Raw genomic sequence first — 14235 nt, 5'->3', positions numbered from 1 at the left:
CACATTTGGATTGCATTTCAGATTCTAGATAACGAACTTGGCCACCATCCCATTCAAATCCACCGCCAACCGCGACAGCTCATGGCTGGCCGCGCTGGTCTGGTTGGCGCCCGCTGCCGACTGCGTCGCCAGGTCACGGATGTTCACCAGATTGCGGTCCACTTCGCGCGACACCTGAGCCTGCTCTTCCGAGGCGCTGGCGATCACCAGGTTGCGTTCGTTGATCAGGCTGATCGACTGGGTGATCTGCTCCAGCGCCACGCCAGCGGCGCGGGCCAGTTCCAGGGTGTGTTGGGTGCGCTGGTTGCTCTGCTGCATGGATTGCACGGCTTCACCGGTGCCGTTCTGGATGCCGGCGACCATTTTCTCGATTTCCTGGGTGGACTGCGCGGTGCGATGGGCCAGCGCCCGCACTTCGTCGGCCACCACGGCGAAGCCACGTCCGGCTTCACCGGCACGCGCCGCCTCGATCGCGGCGTTGAGCGCCAACAGGTTGGTCTGCTCGGCAATCGCACGGATCACGTCCAGTACCTTGCCGATGTCACGCCCTTGCGCTGCCAGCCCTTCGATCATCGCCGCCGTGTTCTGCACATCCTGGGTCATGGTCTGGATTGCCCCGACCGTCTCCACCACCCGGTCGCGCCCTTCCCGCGCCGCCTGGTTGGACTGGCCGGACGCTTCAGAGGTGGACACCGCATTGCGCGCCACCTCTTCCACGGCTGCAGTCATCTCATTGACCGCCGTGGCCGCCTGGTCGATTTCATTGTTCTGCTGTTGCAAGCCACGGGAGGCTTCTTCGGTGACTGCGCTCAGTTCTTCGGCAGCCGACCCAAGCTGCGTGGCCGAGCCTGCAATGTGCTGGATGGTCTGGCGCAGGTTGGCCTGCATGGTCGACAAGGCACTGATCAGGCGCGCCGGTTCGTCCTTGCCGTCGTCCTCGATGGTTGTCGTCAGGTTGCCGCCGGCGATGCTTTCAGCCGCTTGCACGGCCTTGCGCAACGGCGTGACGATGCTGCGGGTCAGCAGCCAGGCCAGCAACACCGTCAGCAACGCAGCGGCGACCGATACCACGATGACGCCGGTAATGGCGCCTTCGTAACTGTGCTCTGCCTGGCTATCGGCAGCCTTGGCGCCGGCGGCGTTGAGGGCGATCAGTTTGTTCAACTGCTCGCCCATCTGGTCGGTGCCTTCCTTGATACGGCTGTTGATCAGGGCGCGCATTTCATCGACCTTGTCTTGCTTGGACAGGGCAATCATGTCGGCCTGGGCCTTGACGTAGTTGTCCAAGGTGGTGGCGAATGCCTTATACAACACCGCCTCCTCGGCACCTGCCGGCAACGCGGCGTAATGGGTCTGCGCGACCCTGGCCTTGTCCACCAACACGCCGATGCGGGCTTCGGCTTCCTGCAGGGCCGCCGGCTCACGGTTGACCAGCACGCGAAAGGACAGGATGCGCATGCGCAACACGTTTTCCGTCATATGCCCCAGGTACGTCACACTGGGCAGCTGATTGGTGCTCATGTCCAGCGAAGCCTGGCGCATCAGGGTCATGCGGTTGACCGCAAATACCCCCAAAATGACCACCAGCACTGCAATGAAGGCAAATCCGAGAAATGCGCGAGGGGCAATATTCAGATGACGCAGGGACATAAGGGGGCTCTCAGAAGTGATGTTCGCCAGCGACCTGCCGCGAATCGATCCGTCAGCGCCAACGCGCTACCAGACCTTGGCCACCCCTGGTGTAGTGGATAGGTGGGCCTATACGGGGTATCGGCTGATGTCGACGTTTTATGCAGGCGCTTTATAAATAATTTATTACACTTCTGACGACTGGCCGTTTCTGGCATCCTGCGCCTCCCTTTTCTGACCCGAGCCCTCATTTTGTCTGACGCTCAAGCCCCCCGCCCGCGCTATAAATCCGACCTGATCTACGGCCTGGAAGACCGTCCGCACTTCACGGCGGCGATATTTGCCGCCTTGCAGCATGTGCTGGCGAGCTTCGTCGGCATTATCACGCCGACCCTGATCGTCGGTGGTGTGCTGGGCCTGGAAAGCGAAGTGCCTTATCTGGTGAGCATGGCGCTGTTTGTCTCGGGGCTCGGCACTTTCGTACAGGCACGTACCTTCGGCCCCATCGGCTCCGGGCTGTTATGCCTGCAAGGCACCAGTTTTTCCTTTATCAGCGTGATCCTGAGTGCCGGCTTCATGGTCAAGGCCCGCGGCGGCGGCACTGATGAGATTCTTTCGACGATCTTTGGCATCTGTTTTTTTGCAGCCTTCATCGAAGTGGTGCTCAGCCAGTTCATCGGCAAGCTGCGCAAGCTGATTACCCCGGTGGTCACCGGCACCATCATCACCTTGATGGGCTTGTCGCTGATCAAGGTAGCGGTGACTGACATGGCCGGCGGCTTTGGTGCGGGCGACCTGGGCGCCGCCAGCAACATGGGCCTGGCGGCGCTGGTGCTGCTGACCATCGTGGTGCTCAACCGCTTCGACAACCCGTTCCTGCGCCTGGGCTCGATCGTGATCGGCCTGACCTTGGGCTTTGTGGTGGCGTGGTGGCTGGGCCGGGTGGACATGACCGCCCTGCCCCAGGTGCCCTTGATCAGCGTGCCGGTGCCGTTCAAGTACGGGTTTTCGTTCGACTGGGTGGCGTTTATCCCGGTGGCGGTGATCTTCCTGATTTCGCCGCTGGAGGCCGCCGGAGATCTGACGGCCAACTCGATGATTTCCCAGCAGCCGGTCAAGGGCCCGCTGTACATCAAGCGCATCAAGTCCGGCCTGTTGGCCGACGGTCTCAACTCGGCCATGGCGGCCACCTTCAATAGCCTGCCGATGGTGACGTTCGCCCAGAACAACGGCGTGATCCAACTGACCGGCGTCGCCAGCCGCTACGTGACGTACTTCATCGCCGGCCTGCTGGTACTGCTGGGACTGTTCCCGATGATCGGCGCGGTGCTGCAATTGATGCCCAAGCCGGTGCTGGGCGGCGCGACCCTGATCATGTTCGGCACCGTGGCCGTGGCCGGCATCAAGATCCTCGCCGAAGCCGGGCTGCACCGACGCAATGTGCTGATCGTGGCGATTTCCCTAGGCATGGGCCTGGGCGTGGCCGCCGTGCCGGAAGTGCTGCGCGACCTGCCCAAGGCGCTGCACAACATTTTCGAATCACCGATCACCGTAGGGGCGTTCTGTGCAATCTTGCTGAACATTTTCCTGCCGGAAGAGTTCATAGAGCTGCAAGAAGACGAATTCGATCCGGAGTCCTCTACCCTCAAGGTCATGCAGGACCCGGACGTCACCAAACACTAGGAGCACCTTTATATGCGCAAGCTCATGGTTCTATCGCTGTTGCTACTGACCTTGAGCGCCTGCGCGCTGTTCCCCCATCGCGATCCGGTCAACATCAACGTGGTCGGCATCGAACCCCTGCAAAGCCAGGACCTGGAAGTACGCTTCGCCGTGAAGCTGCGGGTGCAGAACCCCAATGAAACGCCAATCGACTACAACGGCGTGGCCCTGGACCTGGAGGTCAACGGCCGACCATTGGCCTCGGGCGTCAGCGACCAGGCCGGCAGCATCCCGCGCTTTTCCGAAGCCGTGCTGATGGTGCCGGTCAGCGTTTCGGCGTTCACCGTATTGCGCCAGACTTTGGGCCTGAGCCAGACCCAGAGCCTGAACAACCTGCCCTATGTACTGCGGGGCAAACTGGCGGGTGGGCTGTTTGGGACGATGCGCTTTGTCGAGCGGGGCACGCTGGATTTGCCCAACACCGCCACTTGGTGAACGGCGGGCGACAAACGCTGAAGATCCAATGTGGGAGGGGGCTTGCTCCCGATGGCTGTGTACCAGTCAGCCTATCTGCAACTGACCCACCGCTATCGGGAGCAAGCCCCCTCCCACATGTTTAACCGCGTTTAGTCAGCGATATAGCGCACACCCGGCTTGGCGCGTTCGTCCACCGTCAACTCAAAAATATCCGGCCTGGCGTAATGCCCCACCACGTCGTAGTCATACCGTGCCCGCACCAACTCATCGGTATCGATCCGCGCTGTCAGCAGGCCCGCCTTACCCACCAGCGGCCCGGCCAGAATGTTTCCCATCGGCCCGACAATCACGCTGCCTGCGGCAGCGTCTGCCGAAGCTGCGGGTGATCTTTCGCCAGACCCACAGCCAGATCGTCGCCGACGCCCTGCTCGACCGCAGCCTGGACCTGGCGATCACCGCCGGCGGGTTTGCCGAGCGGCGCCTGAGTCGGCAAGTGCTCGGGGAAGGTGACTATCGCTGCCTGGTGGATCCGGACAGCCTGGCGCCCGGCCAGCAACAGCTCGACCTGACGGGGTTCGTCGCGCGCGAACATGTGCTTGTGTCGTCGGGTGGGTTTATCGGCATTACCGATGAAGGCTTGGCGGCGCACGGCTTGAGCCGCCAGGTGTGCGCGTCCACCAGCCACTTTGCCGCCTTGGCGTTTCTGCTCAAGGGCAGCGCGGCGGTGGCGACGATCCCTGGGCATGCCGCAGAGGCCATCGCCCGCCTGACCGGCTTGCGCGTACTGCCCTGCCCACTGGCATTGCCCCGCTATCCGGTCGAGCTGGGCTGGCGCACCCAGGCCCAGCTCGACCCCCTGCTGTTGAAGGTGCGCGAGGCGATCGAGGCGTGCTTTATTTAGCCGCCGCCATCAGCTTGTTGACTTCGCTGCGCACCATGTTGGAAAACTCCGGCGGCGACATGCCGTCCAGTTCCGCACGCACCCACTCGGCCCATTTGCCCTTGCGCTTGGCGCGCTCGCCGAACAAGCGCGCGGCTTCGCCCTTGGCCTTGCCCAGGTTGGTTTGCCACAGGTCGTAGAGACGGGACTTTTCATCTTCCAGCTCGGCGCGTTCGGCGAGAGTCTTGTTGGCGAGATTGAAGCTCATGTTGAATTACCTGCTGCACAAATAGGTGACATCTTACACTGTAGGTCGAAAAGACCCGATTTCGATTTTGCCGCAAATGGGCAGCCCGCAAAATAACTGCAACTTTTGCCAGCGCCCGATACTCCATTGTTCACTGTCACCTACACTTGCAAGGAGTCACACATGGCCCGCAAAACCGCCGCCCAATCCGTCGAAGATCAAATCAAGGATCAAGCCTTCAGCGAACTGACTTCGCTGATTGAAGAATCCGACAAACTGCTCAAGAGCAGTGCATCACTGGTGGGTGAGGAAGGCGAAACCCTGCGCGAGCAGGTCGCCATCAAACTCAAGCAAGCCCTGGACTCAGTGTCCAACGTTCGTGAGCGCAGCAAGCCGGTAGTCGATGCCACCGAGACTTATATCGGTGGTCACCCCTGGCAGACCGTGGCGATTTCCGCAGGCTTTGGCCTGGTGGTAGGCCTGCTGCTCGGTCGCCGTCACTGATAAGTAGGGGCTGCGCCCAGGGCGCAGCCCCTTCAAACCGCCGCCAACGCTTGCAGCTGCTGCAGGTCCTGTACCTCAAGTTCAATCCCCGTTTCCTGCGACTTCGCCCGTGCGCGATGCCGCCGATCCCCCGGCAACCGCCGCAACCCCGCCGCATGCATCTGTCGCACCAGTTCCTGGCTGCGCACCGCAAAGCTTTGCCCGGCGGTCTTGCTCGGGTCGATCACGATCAGCAGCTGGCCTGTCCACGGTGTACGCGCCCCCGGATGATCAGCCCAACTGAATTCGAACGAAAAATGACCGCCCGTTAACGCGGCCGCCAGCAGCTCGACCATCATCGACAGCGCCGAGCCCTTGTGCCCGCCAAACGGCAACAGTGCGCCGCCTTCCAGAATGGCTTTAGGGTCCTGGGTCGGCTGGCCCAGGCTGTCTACGCCCATGCCCGGAGGCAGGCGTTCGCCCTTGCGCGCGGCGATCTGCACGTCGCCATGGGCGATGGCGCTGGTGGCCAGGTCGAACACGATCGGCGGGCCGTCGGCACGCGGCGCGGCAAAGGCAATGGGGTTGGTGCCGAATAACGGGCGGTCGGCACCATGGGGCACCACGCAGGTCATGCTGTTGACCACGCTCAAGGCCACCAGCCCTTCTTCGGCGAAGGGCTCGACATCCGGCCACAGGGCGGCAAAGTGATGGGAATTGTGAATCGCCAGCAGCGCGATGCCGGCGCTACGGGCCTTGTCCACCAGCAACGCTCGCGCCGCTTCAAGGGCGGGCTGGGCAAACCCGTTGCCGGCGTCCACCCGCACGAAGCCGGACGCGACATCGGTCACCACCGGCACGGCCTGGCCATTGACCCAGCCACTGGCCAGGCTACTGAGGTAACCGGGGATGCGGAAAATGCCGTGACTATGTGCGCCGTCGCGCTCGGCGCTGGCGCAATTGTGCGCCAGGATCGCAGCTACTTGTGGCGAGGTGCCGTGCTTCACGAACACCGCTTGCAGCAACCCCACCAGGTCGTTGAAACCGATGAGCGCTGTCGCGTTGTCAACTATCGGGGACTGGGCAGACATCTGTAGCTCCGATTTTGTAATTGGAAGAGGCAACAAGAATCCAGACCGACGATTAAACAACGCCTTCCGTGCCTGCTGTCAACGGGCGCTTGACGTCTGAGCCAGTTATCTACCGCAGCACGCCCGCCGCCGCCCTCTACGTTGACGGTTCATAACCGCGCAACAATGGAGATGCCGGATGGCGAATGTGACCGTGCCCTACTTTTTCGATGAATTCCTGCATCCTGTCAGCCGCAAGGAGCCCACGCCACGGGAGCGTGCGCTGGGCTTCACGGTGAAAGATCTGAATTGGCTGCACACGCTGTACTACGCCACTGACACGGCACGCAGGGACACGGCCTTAAACGAGTACCCCATACTGGTGGAAAGGTTGCTGATCAACCCCACCGGCAAACACCCCACCCCACTGGCAGGCGCCTTTGTCATCAGCCCGACGCCGGACGAGGCAAAGGCCGTGCTCTACACCCCGTACACAGGGCTGGAGTTGTTCGACAGCCACACCGCCCTGCTCAATGAAGTGGACGAGCGGCTGAGGCAACCTGCACAACGCAGCGATTTGCTGCGCTTTTTGTCTATCGACGAGCAGGATGCGCTGCCGCTGGCGGTGCGCCTGACCGCGACCACCTCCGTCATCCAGGGTGCGGTGATGGAGGACCAGCAGCAAGCCATCCTGGACGGCCAGCAGAAAAACGTAGCAGTCATGCTCGACGAGTTGCGCAAACTCCCAAGCCTGCACGGGATGCTCGACACCTTGCTCGGCATCATGGCCCGCCCCTATTTCCCGGGCCTGAACCAGCGCGATACACGGGTGAGCTTCTTCAGCCGAGAGTCGGCCGCAGAAGACCGTCGATGGGTCACCTCCGAGCCCCTGCGCGATGCGCTGTTGCGTTTTTATGTGAATCACGCGTGGCCGACGGAGCAGACGCATACTTTTTCCAATATCGGTCTCGACACCGCCGCCCATACCCCGGAGCAACAGGCTCAAGACCAGCAGCGTTGGGACAGCGTGATCGAACAAACCAGCGGCATACTTTCAACGTTATTGAACAGCCTGTTGCAGACCTACTGGAACGAGGACTTCAACGGCCGCCAGTCACGCCGACGCTTCTTCAGCCGGGTTATCAGTGACAAATGCCGCGTTGACCTGCTGTTCAAGCAACAGGAAATGATTCTGTCCGCCGATCAAAGTCAAAAACTGAGGACGCTGTTCCTTCCCGACCAAGCCGCGCGTACCGCCTCCGACAGTCGGCTGAGCGTAGAAAAGGTGCGCATACATGCGCCGTTTCAACATTACGTCGATCTGGCCAGCACCCTGATGATCAGCAATTCCCAAGCTTACCTCTACACCCAATCACGGGGTTTGCAGGTACTCGCAGACCTGAACGACCTTAACGATGCCCTGTTGAGCATGCTCAAAACCGCAGGACACGAAGATGAGCTGCTCAATTTCCTGTCCGTGGATGAGCGCAGTGTGTTTGTCGGCATGGATCACATTCAGGTGACCGGCAAGCCCGTCGCTGGCGATGTGTTCCAGGAAATCATCGAGGACATCATTGCCAAGCAATTCGACAACCTGGAAACGGCGCTGGGGCTGTTTCGGCGCAGCGCGGGCGGCGTCGACCTGGCCGCACAAGTCGAAAGTGCCCTGGACGTACGGACCATGCTCGACAGCCGTTTGCTGGAGCAGGAGACGGACGGGCGCTGGAGCGTCCATCCCATCACCACTGACAGTGGCCGCCCCACCACGGTCCAGGCGGAAAAGTCCAAGTTGCACCTGCAACGATTGCAGGCGATCGAGGCGGCAATGGCCGAGGAGCGCAGCCGGTATCTGACCTTGCGCGAACTGGCGGCCCATGCACTGGACGCCGAGTTGGCCAAGCGCCAATTGGCGCTGAAGGCCGACGAGGTTCATATCAATACCTACCCCACCCAGGCCCTGGAGCGCGAAATCCGCCCGCCCCTGGCCTCATCGAGCATGGTCGAGCACTTCATTGCCCGCCTGGCCCGGCAAACCGATGCGCTGAGCGAGTCCAGCCTGACCTGGTTCTACGGCGACCGCCATGCCGGTGTCGCCTATAAGCTGCATAACCTGAGCATCGCGACCTTCAATTCGATCATCGAGCGAGTCCTGGGCACGTTTGCACGTGACGACCTGCGTGCACTGCCCAATCTTCTCCTGGAGAATAACCAGGCGCACCTGAGCCTGGGCATGTTGCAGGGTTTGAGCGGTGAGGCGCAGTTGAGACGGCTGCACAAGAGTTTGCCGGCCCAAAGCCTCGCCCTGCTGGACAGCGTTCTGAACGCCAACAGCATGACCCGGATGACCCGTCACGGCCTGAACGGGTTCATACCGGATGCCTTTGGCCTGACCCTCAAAACCGGCGCGCAGAGCACGCCTCAGGCCCTGGCTAACTGTTTTGTGCTGACCGAACGTGGCGGCACGGACCCCATTCATTCAGGAACGGCGCTGCTGTGGACGCCACGTAACGGCTACGAGGCCTATGGGTCGATCAAGGCCCTGCGCCAAGCAGTGGAGCAAGGCTTGCAAGACCCCCTGAAGCGATTAACCCTGCTGGAGAACCTGCCGATCTCCAAGCGTGTCCCCCATCAGGCCTGGCAGTTCGGCCCACTGCGGCGTATCGACGACCACCTGCTGCACGACCGGCAACAGAGCTACAGCGACTTCACGCGAGACGAGATAGACCACTTATTCTCGATGAAACTGAACGCAAAGCGCTTTCAGGACTGCATGGACAGCATCATCCGCCGGGCACCACCAACCAACCTGCCCAGGTCCATTGCCATTGCGCGGGCCCTGATCAACCTGCAAGCGCTGCCGGTATGGCTGGGCATGGCAAGCCCCCGCGAGCAACGCCTGCACGCCGAACTGCTCGAGCAATACCGCATCAGCGCGCCGGACGAGCGTGACTACCTGCACAGCATCACGCCTCTGCGCGACGCGGCCAGGAGCACCCTTTCAACCTTGCTCGATAAGCGTTTTCCAGGGCAATCGATCAACCCGGACGACGTACTGATACCGAGTCGTATCGACTTGAAGGGCAGCGCGCAGACCCTGACCGACTTCGCCCTGCGGCACTTGCCCGAGCTGCACGCCGAAGACATCAAGCCACTGTCGCGTACAGCCACCGAGCTACCGGCGGGACTGGACGGCGATGCCATCGTGCAACTGGTTCGACAACTGGATTTGAAAAGTACCTTCCAGAAGCTACTGACCACTCACCTCAAAGACCAGACCGAGGATAGCCGCGAGCGTCGTCAATTGTTCTGTCGGCAATTGCCCTGGCAGTTGCTGCACTATGCCCATCAACAAACCCTGGATGAGCGGCTGTCCGCGTCGGCCTGGGGCTTCATCCAGCACATCTTCGATATGCCCGACGCGCTGGCGCGTGCCGCCATGGCGGGCGTAACGGCGATCATTCGGCCCCTGGAACTGGTCGCTACCCCAGGTGCGGCGCGGGTCAAGGCGCAGGGCTGCTACTTGATCGGTCCCAAGGCCGGCGCTTCGGGCCCCCTGATCCTGTACGCCCCCTACAGCCCCACACATGGCTTGAAGGAATATGCCAATGAAGCGGCGTTCCTCAACGAGTTGACCACGCCCGGTGCGCTGCAGGACTGGGTAGTCGGCCAGTTGGAGGCGCCCGAGCAAGCCACTTACCGCAATTTGCTCAACGAAAAACCGCGCCATGAGCGCTCGGAGATCAGTTTTGGGGCTACGCCTATCACCGGCAACCTGCTCAAGCGGCTGTTTGAAGACAATGCCGAGATGCTCCTGGGAATGCTGGCCTCCCAGTTCTCGCGATCAGGCCAGGCAGCATGGGATGCGGTGACCAGCCTGCTCACCCAGGAAATCCCCAAAAGCCTGCAGTTCCTGGCCGGCAAGCTGGCCTACCCGTTGGCGGTGTGGCGCAGCCACAAACTGTTCAAAACCTCCGCCGAAGACTTGCAGCAACACCGCTGGCAACATGCGCTCAAAACCTTCATCGCAGGCGTGGCTGCATTAGCCTCCCTGCGCGAGGGCCTGGACCAACTCTTGCCGCAAACGCCCGCCCCAAAGGCAGACGTGAAGCTGGATGTGGTGGATTTGACGGCACCCTGGCGCACAGAGCTGCAAGCCTTTGAACAGCACGATATCGCCTTGCGCGATCTGGAGCTGAGCGCGCAAAGCCACCTCTATCGGGGCAAGACGGACATCCAGCATTTCGTGCCGTTGGCGGGCAAGGTGTACCCGGTGAAAAGTGCCGGTGAGCGTTGGCGCCTGAACCAGGGCGAGCTGCACGGCCCCTATATACAACGCGACGCCCAGGGCGCATGGGTGCTGGATCTCGACCGGCATCATCCACTTTACGGCAAAACGTTGAGTCGCTTCTCAGACAAGGTTCAGACGCGAGGAGCCGAACGCGACTCCATCAATATCCAAGCGGTGGGGATGAGGCAAATTGCCGCGTTATCCAGCTGGAAAGCACAGTGCATTGATGAAGCGCTCAACGTGGCGACTTATTACACGGTCACCTGTAAACGCAACCTCCTCCACTACGCAACACACTTGGATCCCCTAAGCCGGCTCGGGCGGATTTTCGGTGAGTTGTTCGGCGTGGTCACATTGACGCTCGATCAGGTGGGAAGAATCGAGCGGCGCATCGATGAGGTTCTCAACGAGTTGACCAACCACACCTTGATCAACCCCGACTCACAGCGTTTTGTCTGCGGCACCCATCGCTACAATCCGCGACAATCCTTTGCTTTCGTGATTCCCAAGGATGCGGCCCAGAAGATCTATTTGCTGGACCGCTTCTTCGACCCGCCCATGGATATCTATCAAAATCATCTGAACATCCCCTTCGACATCTCGGCCCATGCACGAGCGACCATATTGATTCACGAGATCACCCATCTCAAATCCCAGACCGAGGACCTGGCCTACCTGGACAGCATGCGGCCGTTCCCAGACCTGATCAAAGTCAGTACCCCGCGTACCAAGCTGATGCAGACCGACCTTTCGGACCTGCGCTTAAACGCGCTGTCCCTCATGACGCCGGTCAGGCTGCTGTTCAAGACATGGGACGATTTCAGTCAGGCATGGGAAGACTTCGGCAGCAGTGACGCTACGTCGGCGCAAAAGGCAAAGGTACTGAGCACCACCGGTGGCCGAACGCTGGATGACGCCCGGTCGATCTTCATGAGTAATGCCGACAAACGTATCGACACGATCCTGGCCAATGCCGACTCCGTCACTTACATGATCAGTGAACTCGGCCGAAAGCTGGATATAGGCGCCTGAACAGGCTCCCGGCAGGAATGTGCTGATTTTCAGGTCACGCCAAACGAGAACAAGTTCCAATTGATATGCAATTGCCATGACGGCTGTTCTCGCTGTCCGCCTCGGGAGGTTAGAATGTGCGAAATCAGGATGAGTTAATGAGCGAAAAGTCCCTTACAGAAGCCGAATATGACGCCATCACCGACGCCGCCGCGCATTGGTGCATGCGCATGCATGCGGGCGACTGCACGGCGGCGGAACGTCAAGCCTTTACCCAATGGCACGATGCGCACCCGCTGCACGCTTTCGAATACGCCGCCATGCTGGAAATCTGGGAAGTCGCTGACCACCTGCCCCGCAGCCCGGCGCCGCCGCTGGTGTTACCGTTCAAGCCACGCTCGCGCTGGCGCACCTACGCGGCCGCAGCCGCGATTTGCCTCGCCGCGTTACCCCTGGCCGCGTTCACTGGCTGGGAAGCCGGCTGGTTGCCCAGTTCCTATAAGCGTTTCGAAGCGGTCAACGGTTTGCGCAACATCACCCTCGGCGATGGCAGCCAGGTGGAGTTGAACCTGGGCACCGAACTGGTCTACAGCGACTACAAGGACCAGCGACGCGTTACGCTGAAAAAGGGTGAAGCATTTTTCAAGGTCAGCCATGACAGCGCCCACCCCTTCATCGTGCGCGCAGGGGAAGGCCAGGTGCGGGTGACCGGGACTCAGTTCAACGTGTGGAAATACGAAGACAAGGTCCGGGTGATGCTGCTCGAAGGCTCGGTGCAGATCGCCAGTGATAACCTGCACCCCGGCGTGCAACTGAGCCCTGGCATGCAGGCCAGCTATCATCAGGGCGACACCACGCCCGAGGTCCAGGCGTTCAACCCCAATGACAGCGCGCTGGCGTGGCGCACGGGCAAGCTGGTGCTCGATAACCTGGCCCTGGCCGACGCCCTGCCGCTGATCAACCGCTACCTGGACAAACCCGCGATGCTGGCGGACGCGAGCACCGGGACCATTCGCATTGGCGGTATCTATAACCTCAGTGAGGTCAACAACCTCATCCCTTCCCTGCCCAAGGTGCTGCCGGTCTACCTGACCCAGAACCAGGATGGCAACCCTGTACTCAACTCCATTCCGCGTAAAACGCCCAAAGGCTGAGCCTGCGGCCACCTGTCCATTTTTGAAACACCCAACTGCGCTGAATCGCCCAGTGGCTGCGGATTCACGGTTTTGTCATGGGCACTGTTTCATCAGTGATACAGCTGGCGCGAGCGGCGGAGCATATCGCGCCGCAGGGCGACTGTCTCACGCGTGAAACACCCCAGCCGGTCAATCCTCCAGCGCAACTCGCAATACATTGAATCCAGAAGAAAAATAAAAAGCGGCACGCCTTCTGCTCTTTCCCTGACAGCGCTGTTTAGGGTCAGCGTGAATAACAAGGACTGCCGCCGTGAACGCATTCACTCATGCCTCGATAAACGCACTGCTGATCAGTTGCGTGCTCAGTGCTGGCATCAGCCTGCCGAGCCAGGCGGGTGATGGCGTGATCGTCACAGGGCGCACCGTGCAAGGTCATATGTACGGGCGCACCTCCCTTCCGGACCCCTACCCCAACACCGCCAACGCCAACCCCAGCAAAGAAGTGAACAGCGCCATTTCCGGCGAACTCAGCGATGTAGACATCGGCGGTATTCGCAGCGGTTCGAGCCTTGCGCGTTCCCTCCAGCCCAGCGCTAATCAGGCGGGCTTGAGCGCCACGCAAAACGGCATGTCGACCCTGGGCACCGGCGCAGCCGCCGGCCACGGCGCGGGCAGCGGCATGGGTGGGCAGATCAGTGATTCGATCCAGCGCGGCATGAGCCCCTTGAATAACCTCGGCAGCATGATGGGAGGCAAGTGATGAAGCGCCTCGTGCTGATGGTGGCGCTGCTGGGCAGTGCGTCGACGATGGCTGACAACACCGCCGTGATCCAAGGCAGCGGTAACCAGTACGAAGGCGTGCTGTCGATCAACCAGGCGGCCGGTAACCAGCAACAGATGTCCAACAGCCGCGCCATTGTCCTCGGCGGCCAGGCCACCAACCTCAACATCCAGAAACTCGACGGCAACGTCGACCCGTCCTTGAACGCCAAGGCGGCGATCCTGGGCACCTCTTTCAGCAACGGCAACGGCGTACTGGGCATCAACCAGTCGGCCGGGGCCAATAACCAATCGATCAATGCCGTGCGGATCAGTCTCAATCCTGGCCCGCAAAGCATCGATGACAGCGTCCTGTTGCAACAGAACACGACGCAGTTGACCGACTCAGGGCTCACCCCCACCACTGGCAGCCGCCAGGTCGTGACCAGCGACCAGGCCTTCACCGGCAGCCGAGGAGTGATTCAGGTGAACCAGAGTGCCGGGGTGGGGAACCGAGTGGCTAACACCCTGGGTATCACTATCAAGTGAACGCTTGGTAGCACTGGCTGGACCGTACCAACACTTAACCCAAC

At 61.1% G+C, this 14235-nt stretch carries 10 protein-coding genes and 2 pseudogenes; 8 read left to right on the top strand and 4 right to left on the bottom strand.

Going from position 1 to position 14235, the window contains the following annotated elements:
• Window positions 1-24: 24 nt before the first annotated feature.
• Window positions 25-1650: a methyl-accepting chemotaxis protein gene (locus C4J84_RS10420; protein WP_124435270.1), complete on the bottom strand. Its 1626-nt coding sequence runs from the start codon at window positions 1648-1650 to the stop codon at window positions 25-27.
• A 231-nt stretch (window positions 1651-1881) separates the two neighbouring features.
• Between C4J84_RS10420 and C4J84_RS10415 the strand changes: the two genes are divergently transcribed.
• Window positions 1882-3312: a nucleobase:cation symporter-2 family protein gene (locus tag C4J84_RS10415; RefSeq protein ID WP_124435269.1), complete on the top strand. Its 1431-nt coding sequence runs from the start codon at window positions 1882-1884 to the stop codon at window positions 3310-3312.
• 12 nt (window positions 3313-3324) lie between these two features.
• Window positions 3325-3786: an LEA type 2 family protein gene (locus tag C4J84_RS10410; RefSeq protein WP_124362399.1), complete on the top strand. Its 462-nt coding sequence runs from the start codon at window positions 3325-3327 to the stop codon at window positions 3784-3786.
• A gap of 131 nt (window positions 3787-3917) precedes the next feature.
• Here C4J84_RS10410 and C4J84_RS10405 read toward each other — a convergent pair.
• A pseudogene (locus tag C4J84_RS10405) lies at window positions 3918-4130 on the bottom strand (carbon-nitrogen hydrolase family protein); the annotation flags it as partial.
• A gap of 2 nt (window positions 4131-4132) precedes the next feature.
• On the opposite strand from C4J84_RS10405, the pseudogene C4J84_RS10400 reads away from it, so the two are divergent.
• A pseudogene (locus tag C4J84_RS10400) lies at window positions 4133-4669 on the top strand (LysR substrate-binding domain-containing protein); the annotation flags it as partial.
• On the opposite strand, the gene C4J84_RS10395 reads toward C4J84_RS10400, so the two are convergent.
• Window positions 4662-4916 carry a hypothetical protein gene (locus tag C4J84_RS10395; RefSeq protein ID WP_003190904.1) on the bottom strand — a complete coding sequence of 85 codons (255 nt, stop codon included), beginning with the start codon at window positions 4914-4916 and terminating at the stop codon, window positions 4662-4664. The pseudogene C4J84_RS10400 and the gene C4J84_RS10395 overlap by 8 nt on opposite strands.
• 162 nt (window positions 4917-5078) lie before the next feature.
• On the opposite strand from C4J84_RS10395, the gene C4J84_RS10390 reads away from it, so the two are divergent.
• Entirely contained in the window at window positions 5079-5399 is a 321-nt protein-coding gene (locus tag C4J84_RS10390; protein ID WP_124362397.1) for a YqjD family protein, read from the top strand.
• 32 nt (window positions 5400-5431) lie between these two features.
• Here C4J84_RS10390 and C4J84_RS10385 read toward each other — a convergent pair whose 3' ends face one another.
• Entirely contained in the window at window positions 5432-6469 is a 1038-nt protein-coding gene (locus C4J84_RS10385) for an Ldh family oxidoreductase (RefSeq protein WP_124435268.1), read from the bottom strand.
• A gap of 178 nt (window positions 6470-6647) precedes the next feature.
• Between C4J84_RS10385 and C4J84_RS10380 the strand changes: the two genes are divergently transcribed.
• From C4J84_RS10380 to C4J84_RS10365, 4 genes are all read left to right on the top strand, one after another.
• Window positions 6648-11768, top strand: coding sequence for a dermonecrotic toxin domain-containing protein (locus C4J84_RS10380; protein ID WP_124435267.1), 5121 nt, complete (start codon window positions 6648-6650; stop codon window positions 11766-11768).
• 137 nt (window positions 11769-11905) lie between these two features.
• Window positions 11906-12901, top strand: coding sequence for a FecR family protein (locus tag C4J84_RS10375; RefSeq protein ID WP_124435266.1), 996 nt, complete (start codon window positions 11906-11908; stop codon window positions 12899-12901).
• Between the two features lie 292 nt (window positions 12902-13193).
• Window positions 13194-13643, top strand: coding sequence for a hypothetical protein (locus C4J84_RS10370; protein WP_124435265.1), 450 nt, complete (start codon window positions 13194-13196; stop codon window positions 13641-13643).
• On the top strand, window positions 13643-14191 hold the full coding sequence (locus tag C4J84_RS10365; RefSeq protein WP_124362393.1) for an adhesin: 549 nt from the start codon (window positions 13643-13645) through the stop codon (window positions 14189-14191). Before C4J84_RS10370 ends, C4J84_RS10365 begins: the two co-directional genes overlap by 1 nt.
• Window positions 14192-14235 lie beyond the last annotated feature (44 nt).

Source organism: Pseudomonas sp. R11-23-07, assembly GCF_003852295.1.
In the GTDB taxonomy this organism is placed as follows: Bacteria; Pseudomonadota; Gammaproteobacteria; order Pseudomonadales; family Pseudomonadaceae; genus Aquipseudomonas.
Note: the sequence above shows the minus strand (reverse complement) of the source record. Positions and strands in the feature narration are given on the sequence as shown.